At 40.4% G+C, this 22516-nt stretch carries 23 protein-coding genes; 1 reads left to right on the top strand and 22 read right to left on the bottom strand.

Annotated elements, in window-relative coordinates:
• Positions 1-24: 24 nt before the first annotated feature.
• The 4 genes from folK to mazG form a co-directional block, all read right to left on the bottom strand.
• Positions 25-513, bottom strand: a complete 489-nt coding sequence (gene folK / locus GTU69_RS06875; RefSeq protein ID WP_166169268.1) for a 2-amino-4-hydroxy-6-hydroxymethyldihydropteridine diphosphokinase — start codon at positions 511-513, stop codon at positions 25-27.
• Positions 510-1970, bottom strand: a complete 1461-nt coding sequence (gene pcnB, locus GTU69_RS06870; protein WP_166169266.1) for a polynucleotide adenylyltransferase PcnB — start codon at positions 1968-1970, stop codon at positions 510-512. Before pcnB ends, folK begins: the two co-directional genes overlap by 4 nt.
• 136 nt (positions 1971-2106) lie before the next feature.
• On the bottom strand, positions 2107-2517 hold the full coding sequence (locus GTU69_RS06865; protein ID WP_166169264.1) for a ComEA family DNA-binding protein: 411 nt from the start codon (positions 2515-2517) through the stop codon (positions 2107-2109).
• 11 nt (positions 2518-2528) lie between these two features.
• Positions 2529-3290, bottom strand: coding sequence for a nucleoside triphosphate pyrophosphohydrolase (mazG, locus tag GTU69_RS06860; protein ID WP_166169262.1), 762 nt, complete (start codon positions 3288-3290; stop codon positions 2529-2531).
• A gap of 294 nt (positions 3291-3584) precedes the next feature.
• Here mazG and GTU69_RS06855 point away from each other — a divergent pair, with 294 nt between their 5' ends.
• Entirely contained in the window at positions 3585-4010 is a 426-nt protein-coding gene (locus GTU69_RS06855) for a hypothetical protein (protein ID WP_166169260.1), read from the top strand.
• A gap of 203 nt (positions 4011-4213) precedes the next feature.
• Here GTU69_RS06855 and GTU69_RS06850 read toward each other — a convergent pair whose 3' ends face one another.
• The 18 genes from GTU69_RS06850 to GTU69_RS06765 all read right to left on the bottom strand — a co-directional run bounded on the left by GTU69_RS06850 (position 4214) and on the right by GTU69_RS06765 (position 22495).
• Positions 4214-4861, bottom strand: a complete 648-nt coding sequence (locus GTU69_RS06850) for a 4'-phosphopantetheinyl transferase superfamily protein (protein WP_171522009.1) — start codon at positions 4859-4861, stop codon at positions 4214-4216.
• Positions 4862-4952: 91 nt separating this feature from the next.
• Positions 4953-6365, bottom strand: coding sequence for a ribosome biogenesis GTPase Der (der, locus tag GTU69_RS06845; protein ID WP_166169258.1), 1413 nt, complete (start codon positions 6363-6365; stop codon positions 4953-4955).
• Positions 6366-6530: 165 nt separating this feature from the next.
• Positions 6531-7679: an outer membrane protein assembly factor BamB gene (bamB, locus tag GTU69_RS06840; RefSeq protein ID WP_166169256.1), complete on the bottom strand. Its 1149-nt coding sequence runs from the start codon at positions 7677-7679 to the stop codon at positions 6531-6533.
• Positions 7679-8380: a tetratricopeptide repeat protein gene (locus GTU69_RS06835; RefSeq protein WP_166169254.1), complete on the bottom strand. Its 702-nt coding sequence runs from the start codon at positions 8378-8380 to the stop codon at positions 7679-7681. The genes bamB and GTU69_RS06835 overlap by 1 nt, the downstream gene beginning before the upstream one ends.
• Positions 8381-8409: 29 nt before the next feature.
• Complete coding sequence (gene hisS, locus GTU69_RS06830) at positions 8410-9705, bottom strand: histidine--tRNA ligase (protein ID WP_166169253.1); 1296 nt, start codon at positions 9703-9705, stop codon at positions 8410-8412.
• Between the two features lie 3 nt (positions 9706-9708).
• Positions 9709-10830: a flavodoxin-dependent (E)-4-hydroxy-3-methylbut-2-enyl-diphosphate synthase gene (ispG, locus tag GTU69_RS06825; protein WP_086195369.1), complete on the bottom strand. Its 1122-nt coding sequence runs from the start codon at positions 10828-10830 to the stop codon at positions 9709-9711.
• A 24-nt stretch (positions 10831-10854) separates the two neighbouring features.
• Positions 10855-11646 (bottom strand): helix-turn-helix domain-containing protein, encoded by a 792-nt coding sequence (locus GTU69_RS06820; protein ID WP_166169251.1) that lies wholly within the window; start codon positions 11644-11646, stop codon positions 10855-10857.
• Positions 11637-12398, bottom strand: a complete 762-nt coding sequence (gene pilW, locus GTU69_RS06815; RefSeq protein ID WP_166169250.1) for a type IV pilus biogenesis/stability protein PilW — start codon at positions 12396-12398, stop codon at positions 11637-11639. Before pilW ends, GTU69_RS06820 begins: the two co-directional genes overlap by 10 nt.
• 60 nt (positions 12399-12458) lie before the next feature.
• Complete coding sequence (gene rlmN / locus GTU69_RS06810; protein ID WP_166169248.1) at positions 12459-13694, bottom strand: 23S rRNA (adenine(2503)-C(2))-methyltransferase RlmN; 1236 nt, start codon at positions 13692-13694, stop codon at positions 12459-12461.
• A gap of 122 nt (positions 13695-13816) precedes the next feature.
• Positions 13817-14248, bottom strand: coding sequence for a nucleoside-diphosphate kinase (gene ndk, locus GTU69_RS06805; protein ID WP_086195365.1), 432 nt, complete (start codon positions 14246-14248; stop codon positions 13817-13819).
• Positions 14249-14359: 111 nt separating this feature from the next.
• Entirely contained in the window at positions 14360-14560 is a 201-nt protein-coding gene (gene iscX / locus GTU69_RS06800; RefSeq protein ID WP_092819025.1) for a Fe-S cluster assembly protein IscX, read from the bottom strand.
• Between the two features lie 88 nt (positions 14561-14648).
• The gene (locus GTU69_RS06795) at positions 14649-15200 is read right to left on the bottom strand and encodes a phosphatase PAP2 family protein (RefSeq protein WP_166169247.1); all 552 of its coding nucleotides are present in this window, start codon (positions 15198-15200) and stop codon (positions 14649-14651) included.
• Between the two features lie 31 nt (positions 15201-15231).
• Entirely contained in the window at positions 15232-16512 is a 1281-nt protein-coding gene (locus GTU69_RS06790; RefSeq protein ID WP_166169246.1) for a glycosyltransferase family 1 protein, read from the bottom strand.
• Between the two features lie 209 nt (positions 16513-16721).
• On the bottom strand, positions 16722-17135 hold the full coding sequence (locus tag GTU69_RS06785; protein ID WP_171263149.1) for a hypothetical protein: 414 nt from the start codon (positions 17133-17135) through the stop codon (positions 16722-16724).
• A gap of 14 nt (positions 17136-17149) precedes the next feature.
• On the bottom strand, positions 17150-19483 hold the full coding sequence (locus GTU69_RS06780; protein ID WP_166169245.1) for a fimbria/pilus outer membrane usher protein: 2334 nt from the start codon (positions 19481-19483) through the stop codon (positions 17150-17152).
• A 6-nt stretch (positions 19484-19489) separates the two neighbouring features.
• Positions 19490-20200 carry a fimbria/pilus periplasmic chaperone gene (locus GTU69_RS06775; protein ID WP_166169225.1) on the bottom strand — a complete coding sequence of 237 codons (711 nt, stop codon included), beginning with the start codon at positions 20198-20200 and terminating at the stop codon, positions 19490-19492.
• Positions 20201-20302: 102 nt separating this feature from the next.
• Positions 20303-20815, bottom strand: coding sequence for a hypothetical protein (locus tag GTU69_RS06770; protein ID WP_086195359.1), 513 nt, complete (start codon positions 20813-20815; stop codon positions 20303-20305).
• Positions 20816-21667: 852 nt separating this feature from the next.
• Positions 21668-22495: a hypothetical protein gene (locus GTU69_RS06765; RefSeq protein ID WP_166169223.1), complete on the bottom strand. Its 828-nt coding sequence runs from the start codon at positions 22493-22495 to the stop codon at positions 21668-21670.
• Between the last annotated feature and the right edge of the window lie 21 nt (positions 22496-22516).

The raw sequence follows: 22516 nt of genomic DNA, 5'->3' as shown, positions 1-22516 counted from the left end.
TTTCTCAAGCGGTCATGCAAAAAATTAAATATTTGCCCAATTTCCTTCATCCAATACGGTAAGCGATGGATGTTGCAATATCGGTAAATCTTTTAATAATTTTCCTTTGAGTTGTAAATTTGCCTCTAAATCAAGCAATGGCATCAGCACGAAATCACGTTCCATAACACCAATATGTGGCACGGTTAAACGCTCATGATGAATCTGTTCTTCGCCATACATGAGGAGATCCAAATCCAAAGTCCGTTCACCCCAACGGCGCAGTCGCACTCGACCAGATTCTTGCTCAAAACGCTGTAATTCATCCAGCAATGCAAGGGGTTCCAGATCTGTAACCAGCTGTACAGCCGCATTTAAGTAATTGGGCTGGTCTTGTGGCCCCATTGGAGGGCTTTGATACAATCTGGATGTTTTCACAGCTCCCAAAGTCGCCAGTTTCTGTACTGCTTCTGCTAAAATTTGCCGTGAATCACCCAGATTACTGCCTAAGCCGATGTAGGTTACTGTGCTCATTGTGTCGGTCCAAAAATAACCTGGCTTAAGTCACGTTTGACCCGTTTGCGTTTTAAAATTGGATGGTCATAGCCAATTTCCGAGCCATTTAATGAAGTGGGCTGAACGGGTCTTTCAGATTTTGTCCGGCTCTTGCGTTCACGGCGACTACGCGGTTCAGGCTCGTTCACCAAAGGTTCAATTTCAGTAATTGCAGCAACCGGTTTGGTTTCCACCACATCGTCTGTAGTTGCCTTACGGCGGCTTTTTGCACGCTGGCGGTTATATTGACTGATGGCACGTTCTTTTTCATCCGTAGACATCTGTTGATACGCATCCCACCATACACCCATGCCTTGAGTGGTATCGTCACCCGATTTCTCACGCAGTAACAGAAAGTCAAATCCAGCACGGAAACGCGCATGGGTCGATAAAGCCTGAATTTGCTGCGGCTTCGGATTGAGTAAACGCGTTTGCATTTCCCAGACTTCACGAATAAAGGTTTCGGCAAAACGTGGAATGATGGTCCGGGTAGCCTGACGTTTTAACACATCCAAACCGGCTTGTGCTCTTGCCTCTGCCGGAACAACGCCTTTACTTAAATAAAATTCACAACGCTCTAAAAAAGGTTTCCATAACAATACCGCATAGAAGAATGCAGGATTGATGGTCTTGCCCATTTGAATGCGCTGATCGGTATTGATCGCAGCGCGTTCGATAAAGGTGGAGATATCCGGGCTGATGTCCGCAAACAGCTGATGCCAAATACCGAAATCAATCAGCATTGGCAGCACCCGGTTCAAATGTCCCATGGTGAACAGCTTCTGTGATTCATCATATAAGCGGTGTGGAGAGATATCACGCAACAGCTGAGTCAGCTCGGGGGTAAAAACCTCTAGAATTTCAGGTGCAATACTAAAATTTAATTTTGCAGCAAAACGTAAAGTACGTAGCATACGTACCGGATCTTCTTCGAAACGTAAGGTCGGGTCACCCAACAAGCGCAAGGTTTTATTTTTTATATCATCAATGGCATGACAGAAATCCAGCACAATCCCTTTACGCGGCTGGTAATACATCGCATTAATGGAAAAATCACGACGCACAAAATCCTGTTCAATTGTGCCCCAGTTATTGTCGCGCAGAATCATGCCTGAGGCAGAAGTGACTGCTTTTTTAGGCGGGGCACGGAAAGTGGCCACCTCGACCAGTTCTCGACCGGCATAGACATGAGCAAGCTCAAAACGTCGTCCGATAATACGGCAACGTCGTCCGAATACTTCTTTGACCTGAGCCGGAGTTGCGTTGGTGACCGCATCAAAATCTTTAGGATTCAGCCCTAAAATTAAGTCACGGACGCCGCCACCGACGATATAAGCTTCATAGCCTGCCTTGGTTAAGGCATCAATAACATCTAATATGTAAGAAGGTAATTGAGCGGTTGATAAACCACATTTTGACGCGCGCAAAGTTTGCAAAAGACGCTGTCTCCTACGTCTGAACGTAAAATATCTAAGATGACGCTAATCATATCTCTAACACAATCAAAGGGCAATTTGATTATCTTAATGCATCATACTTTGTTCGATATTCTAAGCGGCTATTGCCATTCCTCTACAAGCCTAAACGGTCTTTATTCTTGCTAAATAGTGCAGATCCAATCCCCTTGACCTGTTGCAATTCTTCAATATTTTTAAATTTTCCATTTTTTTGTCGATAGGAAATAATGGCTTCAGCTTTCTTCTGTCCTACCCCTGAAAGTTCTTGTAGCTGTTCCGCATTGGCCTGATTCAGGTTGATCTTGTTGGTCGCTGAAGTCGCAGAGTTTAAAGCAGGCCTAGCCAAATAATAATTCCGTGTTGAGACGCGCGGTATTTTTAACCGTGCATCCTGGGCCTCCTGTTCAACCTTCCATTTTAAATACTGCTGGTCAAACTGTTGAGCATAACCCGTAGATACACTCAACAAAGACAGCAGACTAAAAATATAAAAAATCCCCTTCAGGATAGGTATTATTTTTTTCATTGGGAAACCTATTATTTTAATTGTTGTTTCGCCTGCTCCCACAGTTGATCCATTTCTTCTAATGACAGGGCTTCAATATTTTTATGTTGTTGCTGAGCCTGATCTTCAATGAAAGCAAAACGTGTTTTAAATTTATGAATGGTACTTAACAGTGCCATTTCACTAGAAAGCCCTAGTTTACGTCCAACATTGATCAGTGAAAATAAACAATCGCCAAATTCGTCGAATATTTCGTCGGAATTTTGCTTTTGCATGGCGTGTTGTAATTCGCCCAATTCCTCGTTCAGTTTGTCATAAGCACCCGGTACGTCAGGAAAATCAAAACCAATTTGGGCAGCATTTTTTTGAATGTCATGTGCTTGCTGAATGGCAGGTCCATGTTTGATCTCATCTAGGCGTGATTGTGCTTTGCCCTGCTTTTCCTGCTGTTTAATTTGCTTCCACAGTACGGATACATCTTCCGCGCTCAATTGTGAATATTGTTCTGCCTGAAAGACATGAGGATGACGGCGAATCAGTTTTTCACTAATGGCATTGACCACATCATTAAAATCAAAAGCACCTTGCTCACTGTACACCTGAGCCTGAAACACCACCTGTAACAGCAAGTCGCCCAGTTCATCGCGCACTTCATTTGCGTTTCCTGCTCTGACTGCCGCTTCGACTTCATAGGCCTCTTCTATGGCATATCGGGTGAGGCTTTGCGGTGTTTGCTGCTGATCCCATGGACATTTTTCACGTAGCTCACGCATCACTGCCAATAATTTATCCATGTTTTAAGTACTCTCTCTCATTTCAGACATAGTGCAATTTCCATACTCAATTTCGATGATATGGAACTTTAATGGGTTAAAAAACAATTTCAATAAACTTTACTTAAAAAGAGCAAAAAGGAAGATACTAAAAAATATCAATTGAAGATTTGGTTAAAGATTTAAGCAGCATAATCAAGACCCCATACATCCCTAACAATTGGTAAAACTTTAGCTAAAAAATAGCTGTTGGCAATATCGCAACTGGGATTAAAATTATCCCTAGAATCCTTCACCATGAATAAGGCGATAATAATGAAAATGAAAAATGCTCTTCTTATTTTAATCAGCAGCTTAAGTTTAATGGCTTGTTCGACTATGCCTTCCAATAAACAGACTCAAAATAACTCATTAAATTCGGAGCCGAATAGCAATGCCACCAAAGAGGTTTCGATTGATGGCAGCTATACGGGTGAAATTGTTGGCGATTACCAGAATTCTAAATTTTCCCAGTTAAAAATTGGTATGTCTAAAGGTCAGGTAGAAGATTTAGTTGGTGCTTCAACAGATCAAAGAAGCTATCAGACAGCGAAAGCCTGGATTCCAGTCGCAGGTGCTTTTTCCAAGGATCAATTTCGGATTGAAACCTACTACAAAAAGGCTGGACGCTTAATCTACGCCAATAATGGAACCAAATTATATCGAATCGAAGTGGACCAAAACGAAGATGGTCTTCAATAATCCGTGGATCTTTTCACCCACTCGCTAAACATTCATCACTATCGATCATTGAGAAATAAAAATGCCTGTTTTGATTTTAAAACAGGCTATACAGGTCGCTGTTTTTTATCCTATCGATTTTTATTGATCTGTGTTTATCCAGATGAATCTTGGACTTTAAAGCTGTTATGACCTTATAGGGACATGAATAAGAACCGCATATTTTAAGATGACCAAATTATTTTTATTTCAGGAAAGCTAAAACCCTTACAGGAGGCTTCTGAACGCCAGGCAACCGTAAGCATGACATGACCCAAATGAAAATTTTGATAAGCGAATGTTCCAATTAAAGGATGACTGCACAATCCGCCATTATGTACTGGATGAACGAAAGTATTTAACTCATTTAAATTTAAGCGCACGCCCAGTCCGGCTGCTTTCAATACGGCTTCTTTGGTAGTCCAGACTTTGAACCAATATTCTGACTCATGTTGCAATTCGTTCCAGCATTTTAATTCATCAGGATGAAATGCATGATTCGCCAATGCTTCAAATCTAACCTTGCGATCCAGATCTTCAATATCCACCCCGATATCAGGCATAGTATGACTGGTGGCTAAAGCATAATTTTTTTGGCTATGACTATGATTAAAATAAAATTCAGGAAAATTAATCAAATATGGTTTTCCATATTCAGTAGTTGTCAACTGCTCATGTTGAATTGTGACCTGCAATTGCTCGGAAAGTAATTGATTACGAAAGTGATGGATTTGCTGTTTTTGCAACTGGATTTTGCTCTTGCGATCAAGTGCATGATCCAAATGAACGATCTGCTCCAGTGCATTTACTTCTACCCGTATCCGTCTACTCACCAAGATCACCTGTCAAAAATAGAAGTATATTTTAAAAGAAAAAAGCCCAAAGATCACTTCAGGCTCTTGCACTACCATTTAAACTTGGCCATTAACCACGTTTAAATTTCTTCTCGGCTTTCTTAAACTTCTGAACATAACGACGCTTACGTGCTGCAGTACGTTCATCAAGCTGAGATTTACGCCCTTCAAACGGGTTTTCTGAGGTTTTAAACTCAATTTTCACCGGTGTACCTTCAAGCTTGTACACTTTACGGAACACGTTTTCCAGATAACGACGATAATCCGCAGGGGTTTTATCCACCTTGTTCCCATGAATGACTATCGTCGGTGGGTTCTGACCACCAATATGGGCATAACGCATTTTGATGGCACGACCTTGAACTTTCGGTGGATGATGTGCATCGGTTGCATCATTCAAAATTTGCGTGATTTTTGCCGGTGACACTTTCAAGTGTGAAGAATCATACGCACGGTGAATCGACGGATATAAGTCACCTACGCCCGTACCATGCAGTGCAGAGATCAAGTGAATCTTCGCCCAAGGAATAAAATCAAAGCGGCGTTCCACATCGAGCTTGCATTGCTTGCGGTCATACTCGGACATGTTGTCCCATTTGTTGATCGCAATCACCATCGCACGACCCGCTTCAATCGCATAACCGATTAAATGCAAGTCTTGCTCGACAATCCCTTCACGCGCATCAACCACGATCACTACAACATGTGCATCTTTCATGGCCTGTAAAGTTTTCACAATCGAGAATTTCTCGATCATTTCATCAACTTTACCTTTACGACGTACACCGGCAGTATCAATCAGGGTGTACTTACGGCCATCACGTTCGAACGGAATATAAATCGAATCACGTGTTGTACCAGGCTGGTCAAATGCCACCACACGTTCTTCACCTAGAAGACGGTTGACCAGTGTCGATTTACCCACGTTTGGACGACCAATAATTGCCAGACGCAAGCCTGTGTCACGGTCATGTTCATCAAGGTTTTCATCTTCAGGCACATCTTGCAATACTTCTTCAAGCATTTGCTGTACGCCACGGCCATGACTGGCAGCAACTTGTAGTGGTTCACCCATACCCAGTTTGTAGAATTCACCCAGTGCAGCTTCAGCATGTACACCATCTACTTTATTGGCAACCAGGAAGACTTTTTTGCCCAAGGTACGCAAATCACGTGCAATCTGCTCATCAGATGCAAGCAGTCCGGCACGCGCGTCTACCACAAAGATGATTATGTCAGCTTCATGAATGGCTGTTTTGGACTGTTCAGCCATGTAGGAGTCGATTCCACCTTCAGTTTCGCCAATACCACCAGTATCGACAACGATGAATGATTTATTTTGATATGTCGCATCGCCATACTTACGGTCACGGGTCAGACCGGCAAAGTCAGCAACAAGCGCATCACGGCTCTTGGTGATCTGGTTAAACAACGTTGATTTTCCGACGTTCGGACGACCAATGAGCGCAATTACGGGTTTCATAGATTAACCTTTATTCAAGATCAGCCAGTAGGTCTGGTCTGAACAATCAGAAACAATGGAAGAAATAATTAGCCAAAAATAAATAAAACACGGGGCATTGAACACTCAATCCCCCGTGTAAAAAAAATACGGTTAGCTTAGTTTAACATAAGGCTGAAAAAAATTTTAACGGTTCTGCCAAATGCTTAAAGCACCCTTACGGGTCGCTACATAAAGTTGGTTATCAATTACACGCAGGGTACGCACTTCACCACTGGTTTTTGAACGACCAATCAGCTGGCCTGTAGCCGGATCAATGAGATGTAATACGCCATCCAGATCACCCACCACCAGATCCTGACCCAGAATTACCGGATTGCTGAGCTGGCGATTCAGTAAACTGTCATTTTGCCACAATTTTTCACCGGTGGTCAGTGAATAAGCGGTAATTTTTCCATTGGCTTGAGCCACATAAACAGTGTTATTAAAGACTTCCGGGCGTTGGATACTGCTGGCATCTTCGCTCCACACCACTTGTTGGCTCGCCAGATCCATCACCGTTACCTGTCCTTGGTAGCTGGTTGTTACCAGAAATTGTCCAGCCACAACAGGATCGCCATCCAGATCATTCAGACGCTGAATATCCGAACGTCCATCACTCACAGCAACACGACGCTGCATACGTGGCACACCGCTAATAATATCCAGTGCATAAATATAGGCATTGGATGAAGCAATCAGTACGGTACGCGGATCAAGTGCAACCGGTGTCGCAACACCACGCAAGCTAAACTGTACATTCGGCAGATTATAAGTCCAGACTTGCTGACCAGTAGCCAGATCATGCGCATAGACAGTGTCATCATTGCTAACCGTAATGACACGACCGGACTGAATAAGTGACGCAGATAAAATGGCACCCGATAACTGGGCTGTCCACTTTTGCTCACCTGTGGCCTGATCCAGAGCAAACAGTTGACCTTTTTTATTACCGACCACCACCATGCCTTCGGCTGCTTCTATACCCGAGCTTAAGCCCAGCTTAGACACCTTTTTCTGCCACAAGCGTTGTTTGCCCTGATAGGCAGTCACTTCACCATTTGGATCGACAGCAAAAATCACGCCGTTATCGGCATCTAAGCGTAAACGTAACGGGTCTGCTTTACTGGTCGAAGAAACACTTTGAGAAAATACAGGAACAAGAGTTTTTGCTTGCACCAATTTAGGCAATGGATTCGGTTTAACCTCTTCTACCTTGATTTTATTGGTAGAACAACCGGCAAGTGCAAATGTTAAAATTGTTAGTGCAAACGGTATTTTGTATTTTCTATCCATTACGACTCATCCACTTGTGTTTCTAAAATTGGGCGTTCAACATCAGGATCATCAACTAAAACGCCAACACTTTCGAGTTTAATTTGTAAAATTTGACGTTCTTGCTTACGTTCAAGCAACGCATCCCATGCGCTCATATACGATTTTTTAGCATTTTCGATATCATTTTTAGCCACATAGACATCACCGCGTGCTTCATCAGCAGTTGCCTTAAAGGCAGGATCGGTCACTGCAGCCAATGTTTTAATGGCATCGTCATATTTTTTTTGTGCCAACTGGGCATAAGCCAAACGCAGCTTAACCACCTGTACCAGACCGACATCATCCAGTTTGGAATTTTCAACTTTTTTCAAGGCACGTTCTGCATGTGCATAATCAGCTTTGTCATAAGCCAGTTTAGCCATTAACAATTGAGTTTGAATGGCCTGCACAGAATCCGGAGCTTCTTTAACAATCTTGTCCGCAGTTGCAGATAAGGCATTAAATGCATTAGCATCGCCTGAGACACTTTTTGCATCGTCCATCAACTGTTGAACCTTGGCTGTTTCCATTTGTGATTCAGCCAGGTTCTTCTTCTGCCAATATTCCCAGCCGAAAAAGGCAATCAACGCAATTAAAATTCCGCTCATCATGGCAGAACCATATTTTTTAGCGAAAGATTTTAAGCTATCAAGTTGTTCTGCATCACTCAATGCGTTCATGGGATTACCTTTTCCTTATGTTATTCGGCTTATTTTGAAGAAAATTTTTCAATGATAAATGGCACAAAGTCAGTCACTGCAATTTCAGTCTGTTCTGCTGTTGCCAGTTCTTTGACCAGAATGTGCTGCGCTTCAGCTTCACGCCCACCAAAGATTAAAGCATAAACAGCACCCGCCTGATCGGCTTTTTTCATCTGACTCTTCATTGAACCTTGTGAACCGGTTTTTAAACGGATACGGCTATTGGCTGCTTCAAGCTGGTCACGGATCTGTTCGGCAAGCACCAAGGCTTGACCTTGAGTTTCAGGGTCTGAAACCAGGAACATTTCACAGTCACGGAGTGGCGTATTGTCTTCCACCTGTTCAAGTAGCAGCAACAAACGCTCCATACCCATGGCAAAGCCTACCGCAGGCACCGACTGATCAGGCTTGCCTTTAAGCTGACCGACCAGACCGTCATAACGGCCACCGGCACATACGGTGCCTTGTGAACCCAAATGGGTTGTGGTCCATTCAAAGACTGTTTTGTTGTAGTAGTCCAGACCACGCACCAGCTTCTGGTTAATAACAAAACTTACGCCAGCATCAGTCAAATATTGCTGAAGCTGAGCAAAATGAGCCAAGGTTTCCTCACCCATAAAGTCATGCAGTTTCGGCGCATTTTCAAGAATCGACTGTGTTTTCGCATCTTTAGAATCAAGAATACGGAGCGGATTCGTGGTTAAACGGCGCTGAGAATCCTCATCCAGATCGGCTTTATGCGATTCCAGGAATTCAACCAGTGCTGCACGGTATGCTGCACGCTCATCCGACTCACCCAAAGTGTTCAGCTCTAACTGAACCTTGTCGGCTACACCCATGCGTTTCCACAAACGTGCTGTCATCAGAATCAGTTCTGCATCTTGGTCGGGTGTTGCCACACCAAACGTTTCCACACCAAACTGGTGGAACTGGCGGTAACGGCCTTTTTGCGGTTTTTCATAACGGAACATTGGCCCGATATACCACACACGCGGAGTGGCACCGCGAAGCAAGTTATGCTCAAGCATGGCACGTACACAGCCTGCAGTTCCTTCTGGACGCAGCGTCAAAGACTCAGGTGGATTACCTTTGTCCAGAAAAGTGTACATTTCTTTTTCGACGATATCGGTTGCATCACCAATTGAACGCTTGAACAGATTGGTCTGCTCAACCATCGGCAAACGGATTTGCTGGTAACCATAAGCATCCATAAGTGATGCTAAATGTTGCTCAAGACGTCTCCACGCGGGGGTTTGCGTTGGAAGAATGTCATTAAAACCTTTGATTGCGACAATTGAACTCATGATCTACTCAGAAAAACCTGTGCGAATAATCTCTTTAGATTTAGCTTCTTCAAGCTCGGAAACACGTTGACGAACCATAGATTCGATTTCATCAACCAATTGATTGGTATCGATTAAATGGCTTTTCTCGCCATTACGATACACCAGTGAACGCGGACTTGCACCTACTACGCCAATATCGGCTTCTTTGGCCTCACCCGGACCATTCACTTTACAGCCAATCACGGATACATCCATTGGAGTACGAATATCTTCCAGACGTTCTTCCAGTGCCTGCATCACTTTAATTACGTTAAATTCCTGGCGTGAACAGCTTGGGCAGGCAATGAAGTTAATGCCGTTGGAACGAAGACCCAGTGATTTTAAAATATCAAAACCGATCTTGATTTCTTCTTCAGGCTCGGCCGCCAGCGAAATACGCATGGTATCGCCAATGCCTTCCATGAGCAGACCGCCAAGCGCAATCGCCGACTTCACTGAACCGGTACGGTAGATACCCGCTTCGGTCACGCCTAAATGCAGTGGATTATCAATCTGTTGAGATAAAAGACGATATGCATCCATAGTCAAGAATACGTTCGAAGCTTTCACCGACACTTTAAACTCATGGAAGTCTAAGCGGTCTAAAATATCGATATGACGCATGGCCGATTCAAGCAATGCCTGACCGGTTGGTTCGCCATATTTTTTCTGGATATCTTTTTCCAGTGAACCGGCATTCACCCCGATCCGCATAGAAATGTCATGATGTTTCGCCGCAGCCACCACTTCACGAATTTTTGCTTCCGAGCCAATATTGCCCGGATTAATCCGTAAACAGTCTGCACCCGCATCCGCCACCGCTAAAGCAATTTTATAGTCGAAGTGAATGTCAGCCACCAGCGGAACATTTACCTGCTTGCGAATTTCACCGAATGCTGCCGCTGCTTCCATACTGGGTACGGAAACACGCATGATATCGGCACCTGCATCCACACAACGCTGAATTTGTGCAACAGTTGCAGCAACATCACAGGTTTCGGTATTGGTCATACTCTGGATGCTGATTGGGGCATCACCACCCACATACACAGAACCGACACGAATTTTACGAGTGGGACGGCGCTTAATCGGATTTTCAATCATTGCTATCGCTCTATTCTTGACTCATTAACGTGACAAACGGAAATCTGCTTTTCCGTTGACGGTATAAGGTGACAATGCAATATTTTCATTGTTTAACTTCAACGTTACCGCTGCTGCATCATCCAGACGAATCTGGAAAGGGGTTTCACCATTCAGCTTCAAGTTAGATGCCTGACGGCCTGTTGCCAGCACTTTACCCGTTGAATCTACAATATGCACAGAAGTTGGCTGACTAAACTCTAGCTCAAGCTGGTCACCCGAAACCACAGTCGAGTTATCCAGATTCAGCACCTGCACATCGGATTCGGCAGGTGCTGCTTCAGGGCTCTGGGCATCTTTGCTGGATGACCAGTTTTGTATCCCCATCACAACAGCGGCGATAACAATCAATGCCACCAAAGCAAGCAGAATACGTTTTAACCATTTCTTGTTACGATCACGATTAGAACCCGGTAGCTTACCCATGATTTTAATTGGTGAATTGTTTAAGGCATGATTGGGCAACAATCCTGTATCATTTTGATAAATTTCATCAAAACGTTGAATGATAGAACTTGCATCCACCTTCAGGTACTTCGCATAGGTACGATAATAACCCTTAATAAAGGTCGCTTCTGGCAAAGACTTATAATCATCTTGTTCTAAAGCAGTCAAAGTCTTTATAGGGATATTTAAATCTTTGACCACTTCACTTAATTCACGCTTTTGTGCAATTCGAACTTGACGTAAGTACTCGCCTGGACGCTGAACATTTCCTAACGCAGTGGGTACTACGCTTGAACCATTCGATTGCGGTGAATTAGGATTTACTTCCATACGGCCTCAGTACTGTACTGTAATTGCAGATAACGTTGGTATTCCGGACTCTCGGGAAAAAGCGCGCGCAACTGATTGACAAGCACCTGCGTTCCCATTGGGTCGCTATTTGCCCGCGCAATTCGGATACCAATCCAAAGCGCACGCGCACCTTGATTCTTTTGACCAACACTGCGCACAAACTGTTCATACAATTGTGTTGCAGCAGCGGTCTGCTGTTTGAGATAAAAAATTTCTGACAACTCTAACATTGAAACATAAGAGTCACGATTTACTTGCAGAGCCTGTTTGAATGTTTTTTCAGCATTCACCATATCGCCTTGCTTTAAATAAATCCGTCCCGCATTTTCCAATGCTCTGTAGCGTTGTTCATAGCCCAATGTAGTTCCAGCCACATTGAGTTGTTCAAGCGCGTCATTATAACGCTCAATTTGATACAAATAAGTACCGTAGTTGTTACGCGCTTGTGCATTTTTCGGATCAGCAGAAATCGCGCGCTTAAAATAGCTCTCTGCTTTGTCCATGCTGATTTTACTGCCCTCTTGTTGCAGTAAAACCCCCATCATCATATTTGCTGTTGAATCACGTGAATCTACTTCCAGTGCCTGATCCAGAGTACGTTTTGCTGAATCCAGGTCACCCGACTTAATATATTCTGCCGCCAATTGAGTGCGAACTTTCACTGCCTTCTCAGGATCTTTTTTCCCGATTGTTGCTGGTGCTTGGCACCCAGCAACAAAAATTGCGGACATACAAATTGTTGTAATAAAAGCTAATTTATATGTGGGCTTTCTCAATTGACATCCCCTTTATTATCCTTGAGTGCGCAGAATCTCATTCTGCTGCGCCACTTTCTTTTTCCACTGTTCCGCACGACGGGTACGGTCAGCAACTTGTCCAACCAACTGTCCACACGCGGCATCAATATCATCACCACGCGTCTGACGAATCGTACACACAAAACCGGCATCAGACAAAGTTTTTTGGAAAGAAATAATCCGGTTACGGCTGGAACGCCCATAAGGTGCATGCGGGAACGGATTAAATGGAATCAGGTTAATTTTGCTGGGTAAATTTTTAAGCAGCTTAATCATTTGCTGTGCATGCTCAGGATGATCATTCACGCCATCCAGCATCACATATTCAATGGTCACGTGTTTACGTGAACTTTCATTGCCATCTTTGCCAATATAGCGCTGACAAGCTGCAATCAATTGTTCCAATGGATATTTTTTATTGATTGGAACCAGTTCGTTACGCAGCTCATCATTGGTGGCATGCAATGAAATCGCCAAGGCGACATCAATATCTTGCGCCAACTGGTCAATTTTTGGCACCACGCCCGAAGTCGACAAGGTCACACGGCGTTTTGACATACCATAAGCAAAATCATCGAGCATGATGCGCATGGAATTCAGCACGGCATCGTAGTTCAACAATGGCTCACCCATGCCCATCATCACCACATTGGTCACAGAACGCTCACGCTCTGCCACAGGCACATCTTCCATATAGGAATAATTTGCCATCCACAGCTGACCTATAATTTCAGCCTGGCTTAAATCACGCTGGAAACCCTGTTTGCCCGTAGAACAGAATGAACAGTCCAGTGCACAGCCGACCTGTGAAGAAATACACAGGGTTTTACGAGAACCGGTTTTGTCTTCTGCCGGAATCAGCACGGTTTCAACAAGAGAACCATCACCATCGCCGACACGGAACACCCACTTACGGGTACCATCTTTGGAATAGTTTTTATGCACCACTTCCGGTGCTTTAATTTCAGCAATTTTTTCCAGTTTTTCCCGCAGTTTGCCAGAAATATTGGTCATTTCAGCAAAATCTGTTACGAAAAATTGGTGAATCCATTTCATCACCTGCCCAGCACGGAATTTCTTCTCGCCCATATCTTCGAAGAATTTTTCCATTTGCGGACGTGACATGCCAAGTAAGTTCACTTTTTCCACAGAATTTTGCTGCGTCGGAGCGGATGGAGATGGTTGCTGTGCATCAGAAATTGCTGATGTAGCGACTACTTCAGTACTCATGTGTATTACCTAAACCATGCCTAAAGATGAAAGGAGAAGCTCAATATCTGAGCAGAGGATTATTCAGAGAATAAAAAAACCAGATAAGTATAATAACACTTATCTGGCTTGAATACTGCGTATTAACGAGTACGTGGAGCAATCTCAGTTTGCGCGAAGAAATAGTTAATTTCGCGGTCAGCAGATGCTACAGAGTCAGAACCGTGAGCAGCGTTTTCATCGATGCTTACAGCGAAGTCTGCACGGATTGTACCAGGAGCAGCTTCTTTAGGGTTAGTTGCACCAAGGATTTCACGGTGAGCAAGAACTGCGTTTTCGCCTTCAAGAACTGAAACAACAACTGGACCAGAAGTCATGAATGCAACCAGGTCACCAAAGAAACCACGTTCTTTGTGCTCAGCATAGAAGCCTTCAGCTTCAGCTTGAGTCAAGTGTTTCATTTTAGTTGCAACGATTTGAAGACCAGCTTTTTCGAAACGAGCAAAGATGTCGCCGATGTGGTTTTTAGCAACTGCGTCTGGTTTAACGATAGATAAAGTACGTTCAATAGCCATTGATTGGCTCCTTAAGTCAATTGTTGACATGAAAATTTGCCGCATTATACCGAATAATGGGCTTTTTTCTGCTTTTGATATGTAAAAAAATTGCTTTTTTCGATGTAGCGCTTAACGCACTTCATCAATCCAGGCCATTTGAATTCCTTCCAGCAAACCTTCAGTCGATTTGGTTGGGTCATCACTAAAGTCTGGTAATGCACATACCCAGGCATGCAAATCGGTAAAACGAATCCATTGCGGATCCACATCTGGATGTGCTTCAGAAAGCTCAATCGCAATATCAATAGTATCTGTCCAACGCAAACCCATGGCTATTCCTAATATGTTCAAATCAGTGGCAATACTTTAGCAAATTTTGGAAAAATCGCGTGATTTTCCTGATTGATCAGCTGCATTTTTATAACATGATATTAAAAAAAGGCGCACTCTCAATAATGCCACTGGCAATCACGGCACCAATCAATGCGCCTACCAGCACGTCACTCGGATAATGTAGCCCCAATACCATCCGCGATATCGCCACCAGAATGGTAAAAGGTAACATCAAAATCAATAGCATGGGCTGAATATAACCCATGACTGTACTGGCCATAACAGCATGCAGGGTATGACCAGAAGGAAAACTGAAATGGTCGAGCGGCGGTTCTTGCAATCGAATCACCTGATGTACTTGATAAGGTCGAGGACGTACCGTTTTTTGTTTTAAGATTTTATAAATTACGGTACCTATAGATCCGCTAACCAGCAGATATAACACTTGTACAATATAAAATACCCCTTCCAGCACCCATAGACTAGCGAGCATAATAAACCAGAACAAACCATTACCAAAACGGCTGATTATTTTAAAAAAGTGGGCTACCGTATGTGAATGTGAAAAATTATTCAAATACAAGCAACCTTTTAAATCCAGATCCAACATCGTTATTTTTGCTTTTTTTAAATCCATGATGATGCTCCTTTAAGCTGTCGCTTAAAATTTAGGATGTCATTGCTGTCTCCATCGCTACCGTATACAGTGCTTGCTCAAACTGTTGCACTGGATATTGCCAACCTATATGTTGCACGGCCTTTCGAGCTTCCAGTCCCATATGTTTCAATTGCTGATTGCTCGGCAACTGATACATTGACTGCATAAAACCTGTCTTATCACCCAAAGAACTCAACCAACCTGTCAAGCCGTGTTTAACATGCAAATGTGCACAGGCATAATTATAGGCAATCACTGGCAAACCGCTTGCCATGGCCTCCAGCACCACATTGCCAAAGGTTTCAACCTGACTGGCAAACACAAAAACATTTGCACTTGCATAAGCTTGAGCAAGTTTCTGACCTGATAAATTTCCTGTAAAAATAACATCATGTCCTTGGCATAATATTTCGAGACGACCACGCTCCGGACCATCACCCACAATCACCAGTTTGATATCCGGGTTATTTTTCTTCATGGAGAGATAGGCTTGAACCAGAACATCTATTTCCTTTTCAGGTGACAACCGTCCCACATAAAGCATGACCTGAGTACTCGGTGGTGCCTGCCATTGCTGACGTAAAATGCTGGAGTAATGTTGGGGTGAAAAATGCGTAACATCCACGCCACGCCCCACCACAACCAAAGGACAACAAATGCCAAATTCTCTTAAAATATATTCCGTATCTTTACTGGGAATACAGGTCAGTTGTGTATTGTTATGAAACCAACGTAAATAACGCTGAATGGGCTTAATTAAAAAGGCTAAATCGAAATAGCGACTAAATTCTTGAAAAGGTGAATGGAAGGCACTTGAAACAGGTATGCCCTTTGTCTTCGCTGCCTGCAAAACGCTTAATCCCAATGGTCCTTCTGTAACAATATGCACAACATTTGGTGCAAACTGATCCAATGCCTGAGAAACTTTTAAAAATTGTGGCCAGCCAAATTGCAAGCTTGGATATTGAGGAATAGCCTGAGCTTTGACTAAACACTGCTGATTTGGCAAAAATTGATCACACAGCTGCTTTTGTTCCGGCCGAATCAGTAAAATTTTATGGCCCTGTTTCTGCAAACCCTTGCAGAGTTGCAATAGAGACAGTGCCACGCCATTAATTTCTGGAGACCAGGTTTCTGTCACAATGGCAATTTTCAGCCGTGGGCGAATTAACCCAGTGAGTATCGCGACATCATCAAAAATGCGGTCTTGCTTATTTTTTTTAAAATAAAATTGGAAATTTTCTGGAAAATTTTGTTGTCTTAGCAGGTTGCTCGCATACAAATTTGCCATACAGCACCTATATCGTTATTTTAGATTTAGCTTAGATGTTAATTCTTTCAGTTTGATGATTCTTAGATGACTGTTTATTGAAACGTTGTATAATGCTAACAGCCAATAAAAACACGCTCCTCTTCCAAAGCTAGCTATTTTAAACAGCTCTTTTCAGTTTTACGTTTACGTTCAATTACAGACCAGTCCTTCGCTAGCATATAAAATAATTAAAATAATAGGTTTACGTATATTACATCGCTATATATGCCAACTGGCGTACGTATAGAAGGCTGTTCTTCCAATCGTACCGCAATGACATATTTACTATCTTTTGAATTTCCCGACTGGGAAAGAGGCACATTCCACTGATTTCTCACAGGGCCCGAAATATTCATTCGGGTTTTCAAGCGGTAAGTACCATTTGATACATAACTCGAACCATCCGAGCTACGCAAATTTTGACTGCTAAATTTAATTGCATAGGACTGGTCACAAAAGACTTTAAAGGAAGTTGCAGCAAAACTATGATAATAATCTGCCAAATGCATGACCGGTTCTGATATAGCATTTAAATAGCATTGCCCCGCATAAGCGAAAGCACAATTTGCATAGAGTAAAATGACCATGATAATTTTTTTCATTGTAATAACCCTTTCTAGCGACAAATAACATCCATAACTGACTGCTCTAGCGCTTTTTGGTTCTGATTTGACACCTCAAAAGTACCCTGACATGTCTCGCCACCCTTGGCTTTCGCTAAAAACCGATATTTATTCGGTTTTAATCCATATAAATACACCCTACCCTGGGCATCCACAGGGAAATACTGGCTCTCTTCACCATTGATATATACTTCGCTTGTACGAGGCATCTGTTGATTATTTTGATCCAATAAACGCAAAATGACTTGTTGGGTATGATATACAGGAAAATCTAGAATATAGCCCCGTTGATTTAAGCCAATCATTTTTTGGCTCGAATAATCAAATGCATCTTCAATTGCTAACTGATTTTGGTCAAACGAAATATCATAGGGCACATAAGGAATAATATTATGTACAAACACATAGCCATCTTTATTGGTGCTTCCTACAGGAGATAATGACCTTGCAACATCAATCTCTGGAGAATCCTCAACTTTAACTAAAGCGAATGCATTATCAACAGATTTTGTTAATGCTACTTTTCCACCCAACCAGACAATAGCCCCGCGATAAATCACCTGATTATTTTCATATTCATCAGATTGGTCCAATTGAACACGTAAATCACCTACATTTGATTTTAATAAACCCGCAGCTTGATAAGCTAAATTTCCACGACGCTGATTTGCCCCCAAAACATAATCAAACCCAGTTTGTGCTGGAGATGCTTTGACAAATTGCACCCTTGTTTCATTATCTGTTGAATGAGAGAAGTAAGCATTCTTGTTATTACCTAAGCTATAGTTTAAAGATAAATATGCACCAGAATTTTTATCACCAGCAAACTCTTTAAAGCCTGAAATACTGAATGAAAGATTTGAACGCAGCATTTTAGAAATACTTAGATTTAATATACGGCTATCTGAAATATTAAAATTATCATTTTCATAATAAATTCGTTCTAAATAATTTAAATTAAAATTATTTATTATTGGCAAATCATACATACTGAAATAAAAAATATAATCATATTTTGGAATAAGTACTTCATTGCTATAGCCCAAAGTTTTATAATTATCAGTGGAATACTGCCCACTAAAACCCAAGTAAATATTATTTACAGTACGATTAATCGAGCCACCTACCGAATAGCCAGATCCATCACTACTATCACTTCCTGCAATAAAAGCGTCTAATAATGCATATTTACTAATCGCTTGAGTCCATAAAAAACCCAGATTCTTTACTTCTTCACTATATGTAGCATTAAACCCAAGAGTAGTTAAATTACTTATACCCCGCCTAAAATAGATATTAGAAAAAAATTCCCTATAATCATTACTTTGAAGATCATAGTTATATCTAATCTTACCTAAAGAAATATTATATTCATTTAACCCAGGTTTAAGCAGTTTATTATTAATATATACAGGAAAACTCTGGACTGTTTTATTACCCAAAATATCTTCTACCACTACCTGAGCATCTCCAGATTGTTGAATCAATGCACCAGGCTGTAAAGTATAATTCCCCGGAGTAATTCTTTGTTGAGAAATACTCACCCCATTAATATATAAATCCACAGTTGAGGGTAAAACAGCGCTTCCTTTTAAAGTCGGCATATTCCAATAAATATAGTCAGGCCGATCTGTAAAATTTGTTCCAAAACTTAAACCACCATAACGTACTGAATTAACGAAGGGGTTGGAAATAGTGGTGGTATCACCCACGGTTAAACTTAAAAACTTATCAGGAAAATCTAGATCAAAAGCGGACCTTAGACGAACTATTTTTTCTTGTTTTACCTCTTCTGGTGCCAGAGCCAGTTCATTCTCAGTTAAATTTCGTATAAGCGTAGAATTTTGAAATAACCAATAATCTTTAAACACCCCTAATTCTGCTAATGAATTAAATTGGTCATCCTGTGAAGTCTGCTCATAAAAAAGATCATAATTTAAAAAAGCACCCAAAGCTGCCCTATTAGGCATAATCAATTTTTCTTGATCTATTTCTTTAGCTTGAAAATACTCTGCGGGTACTGTTAGTTTTACTGACTGTACATGTGTATCTATTTCAGCAAGAGCTGGATTCAGTGAAACCAAGCAAAACTCTTTTTTTATGGGATGGACAGGAAAATAATCTCCTTTCAACTCTAAAGCATTTAAAGATTGGCACTCTATATATATTTTTTTATCTTCTTCAAATACTAATGTTTCTATATTTTTATCTATACCATTTAACCAGACGTTACTAAAAAAAACATTGTTCTCCTCTGCATTTACCCGCTGAATAGGTAGGACTATATTTAAAAATATACATGGCAAAAACAATATGATTTTTTGCATAACCCCTCACCCTGACAAATTAAATTCCATCGGCAATTCACTTCTATCTGTTTCAATAATTAATTTATATTTATTGAAATCCCCCAACTTAATCTCACCAAAATTAAATTTTTGTTGCTGATTATTAAGTAAATATTTCATATCTGTAGTGACTGCAACTTCTTTTTTCTTGTCATCCAGAATGGTTATTTTTTTAATTTGAACATGTGTATTGGTATTATTTTTCACATTTAATGAAAGCTGTGATCCATTATATACAGGGTTAAAATTTAGCTTCACTTTTTCTTGTACCCCTACGAATAGTGGGACAGAAATATTAAACAGGAAATTAACTTTTGACTCTTTTACAGTAGGTGCAATTTCATTAAAAATGATTCGCCAAGTTTCTTCTTTTTTTGGGGCTTGCATTTGAGTGAATCCTACCCGAACAATCTGCTTACTATTGGGTTGTAATACAAAGTTTTTAGGATTAATCACTACGGAATTATCAGGCTCTAAAACATCTTCCCCTTCTGCATTTTGTCCCCATTTAACGGCAGAAATTTCAAATATTTTAGCTTGATCAGATTCACTATAATCTAATGTAACGGTAGCACTACGCTGTTTTTTGACATCCGATATATATAGTTGAATAGGCGTAATTTTTAGTCCTGCATAAATTGTCTGTGAACATGCCAACACAATAGAAATAGCGAGCATCGAAAATAACTTATTCATTTTCCCCTACCTATTATTTTTTATTTTTAAATTTTGATCTTTTTATAGTGAAGTTGGCATCACTATAAAGTGATACCAACTTTTTTTATTTCTAATTAAAAATTAGAATGAAACAGCAATTCGCAATTCTTCAGTATAAGTACCTACTGGTTTAGATACACCAACTTGTGGACTTACAACAGTAACATCATAAGGCGTCCACCCTCCTGGCGTAAATGGTTGACCTGCTGTTGTCGCATTCAAAGGGATAGTGGTTGTACCATTACGTTTGGTGGTAATTGTAACAGGAATTTCATTAGCACCCATTTTAAGTTTAGAACCATTTGCAGTTGTTAAACCAATCTTAAACTGTGCATTTGCCCCAACACGGAAACTGCCCTGTGCAGTATCGCCACCCACTTTATCTTGTAAAGTCAAAGTAGGAGTAAGTACTTGTAGTTCACAATGCGGTTCAACTTTAAGTTTAATATCAATTTTACCACTACAATCTACATCACAACCTGAAGGTGGTGGTGGAGTTGGTATCCCTCTTGCCAAATCATCTTCCGCATACACGCCTGTTGCACAAACGCCAAGTACTAATGCCGCTAATGCAGCTTGGGTCATTTTATTCATGATTTTCTCCATTTCTTTTTTTAAAAGAATATGTGTGTATAGTTATTTTAACGATTACGATGTAACTCTTTTTATTGTGAGTAAGGTTACGTAACCGTTGACCTATCTTATTATCTTTAATTTTAAAAAATGCAAAAATGTTATTATTCACAATACACCACTTTAATATTTGTTTTTTATTTGTTTTACAACTTTAATTCTATATTTATAATAAGCTTACGATACAAAATAAAATGATACAATTTAGAAATGTTTCCAATTATTTCAAAATAAAAAACAATAAAATAATATTCAAAATACATAAAAATAACTAAATCACTAATTTTATTATTATTTTTAAAATCATCTCAACTTACACTAGCTTAAAATAAAGTTACATAATTTACAAAAGTTTGTAAATTACAGCTTATTATTTAAAAAATATGTGATTTTATCGATAATTTTACTTTCTTTTTCAAACATTAATACTGTTCTTTAGGCGCAATAGATCTAATTCAAAATTCCATCAAAAAATAAATTCATTTAGAAAATAACCATTTAAACAGAAATAAAACTTATATAAATTATTTTTATAAAAAAGAGAAGGCGAAAAAATTATTTTTAGTCTTGTTTTTATTTAATACCAATGTTTTCTCAACCGTAATGTATCTTACTTTATTTAATACAACATGTAATATTTTATGGTTATAAAAATTTGACATATAACCATTTAGTAAAGAATATTATTCACATAAATATTTAAGGAATTTATAAGATAAACATTCATCCAATTAAATATTTTTCTTTTAATAATAATTAATGCAAACTCATTTTTTATTTATATTTTTTAAAAAATATTTTATAAAATATTTTTCAATTATTTTCTACCCGATTTAATAAGCCATCTTTTACTTGATAGACCTGCCCATAACCGAAATCAATTTGTTGTTTTTCTCCCTGAATAGCTGGAAATCCAGTAATATTTTCTAATTGGGGGGAGCGTTGAAATTGATGGGTTTTAGGGTTATACATCCAGTAGATAAAGCGCTTATCTTCAATTTTTCGTTCATTGGAAGTATCTGAAAGCACGATGTCATAATAGCCATCAAGATTAATATCCATATAGCCAATACTCTTGGGATTAGCAGTAAACCCTGACAAACTTTGAACGACTGTATTGGTCGTTTTATTCCATACATCCACTTGTTTTAAGGCTCTTCCATAAGGCTGTTGGGCATTTTCAAGACCATAAAATTTAAATATGAACAGCGGCTTTTCTACTGCTGTAAATGCAGGCCCAAATTGAATTGGAATACTTTCGTTATTCTTTGCTGTGATCAAAACTGATGACATCTGTCCTGTATTGGCATTTAAATTTCCATTTAACTGATATTCTTCAGATGCTGTTGCCTCCCCCTCTACACTTACCGATTTAAGATTAAGCTGATCTCCTTTTTGCAAGCCTTTAAAAGCAATCGTTTTTTGCTCGTTCAAATCATGGAATTTGCCGTGTGGATTCCAGATTCCTGCATATAAATCAATAAAATAGCGTCCATCATCTGAACGCAACATTCGCTGCATAGAGACCCGAACATTTGTGAAAGATTTGAGGTGATCAATCCTGGTTACAGGCACTGTTTCTGCAAAACTTAAACATGCAAAAGATAAAGTGGTAAGACATAGCAGGATTTGAGTTTTCATTACTCAGCCAAACTTAACAAT

The organism is Acinetobacter sp. SA01 (assembly GCF_011319235.1).
In the GTDB taxonomy this organism is placed as follows: domain Bacteria; phylum Pseudomonadota; class Gammaproteobacteria; order Pseudomonadales; family Moraxellaceae; genus Acinetobacter.
Note: the sequence above shows the minus strand (reverse complement) of the source record. Positions and strands in the feature narration are given on the sequence as shown.

Bases quoted from the DNA above. Each gene is read 5' to 3' on its own strand.
- GTU69_RS06795 (WP_166169247.1), bottom strand. From the start codon at position 15,200: ATGGATTTAAAAAAAGCAAAAATAACGATGTTGGATCTGGATTTAAAA.
- mazG (WP_166169262.1), bottom strand. From the start codon at position 3,290: ATGGATAAATTATTGGCAGTGATGCGTGAGCTACGTGAAAAATGTCCA.
- GTU69_RS06790 (WP_166169246.1), bottom strand. From the start codon at position 16,512: ATGGCAAATTTGTATGCGAGCAACCTGCTAAGACAACAAAATTTTCCA.
- GTU69_RS06835 (WP_166169254.1), bottom strand. From the start codon at position 8,380: ATGAACGCATTGAGTGATGCAGAACAACTTGATAGCTTAAAATCTTTC.
- rlmN (WP_166169248.1), bottom strand. From the start codon at position 13,694: ATGAGTACTGAAGTAGTCGCTACATCAGCAATTTCTGATGCACAGCAA.
- bamB (WP_166169256.1), bottom strand. From the start codon at position 7,679: ATGGATAGAAAATACAAAATACCGTTTGCACTAACAATTTTAACATTT.
- iscX (WP_092819025.1), bottom strand. From the start codon at position 14,560: ATGGGTTTGCGTTGGACAGATACTATTGATATTGCGATTGAGCTTTCT.
- GTU69_RS06855 (WP_166169260.1), top strand. From the start codon at position 3,585: ATGAAAATGAAAAATGCTCTTCTTATTTTAATCAGCAGCTTAAGTTTA.
- der (WP_166169258.1), bottom strand. From the start codon at position 6,365: ATGAAACCCGTAATTGCGCTCATTGGTCGTCCGAACGTCGGAAAATCA.
- pilW (WP_166169250.1), bottom strand. From the start codon at position 12,398: ATGTCCGCAATTTTTGTTGCTGGGTGCCAAGCACCAGCAACAATCGGG.
- ispG (WP_086195369.1), bottom strand. From the start codon at position 10,830: ATGATTGAAAATCCGATTAAGCGCCGTCCCACTCGTAAAATTCGTGTC.
- hisS (WP_166169253.1), bottom strand. From the start codon at position 9,705: ATGAGTTCAATTGTCGCAATCAAAGGTTTTAATGACATTCTTCCAACG.
- GTU69_RS06865 (WP_166169264.1), bottom strand. From the start codon at position 2,517: ATGAAAAAAATAATACCTATCCTGAAGGGGATTTTTTATATTTTTAGT.
- GTU69_RS06820 (WP_166169251.1), bottom strand. From the start codon at position 11,646: ATGGAAGTAAATCCTAATTCACCGCAATCGAATGGTTCAAGCGTAGTA.
- ndk (WP_086195365.1), bottom strand. From the start codon at position 14,248: ATGGCTATTGAACGTACTTTATCTATCGTTAAACCAGACGCAGTTGCT.
- GTU69_RS06780 (WP_166169245.1), bottom strand. From the start codon at position 19,483: ATGCAAAAAATCATATTGTTTTTGCCATGTATATTTTTAAATATAGTC.
- GTU69_RS06765 (WP_166169223.1), bottom strand. From the start codon at position 22,495: ATGAAAACTCAAATCCTGCTATGTCTTACCACTTTATCTTTTGCATGT.
- GTU69_RS06775 (WP_166169225.1), bottom strand. From the start codon at position 20,200: ATGAATAAGTTATTTTCGATGCTCGCTATTTCTATTGTGTTGGCATGT.
- folK (WP_166169268.1), bottom strand. From the start codon at position 513: ATGAGCACAGTAACCTACATCGGCTTAGGCAGTAATCTGGGTGATTCA.
- GTU69_RS06770 (WP_086195359.1), bottom strand. From the start codon at position 20,815: ATGAATAAAATGACCCAAGCTGCATTAGCGGCATTAGTACTTGGCGTT.
- GTU69_RS06785 (WP_171263149.1), bottom strand. From the start codon at position 17,135: ATGAAAAAAATTATCATGGTCATTTTACTCTATGCAAATTGTGCTTTC.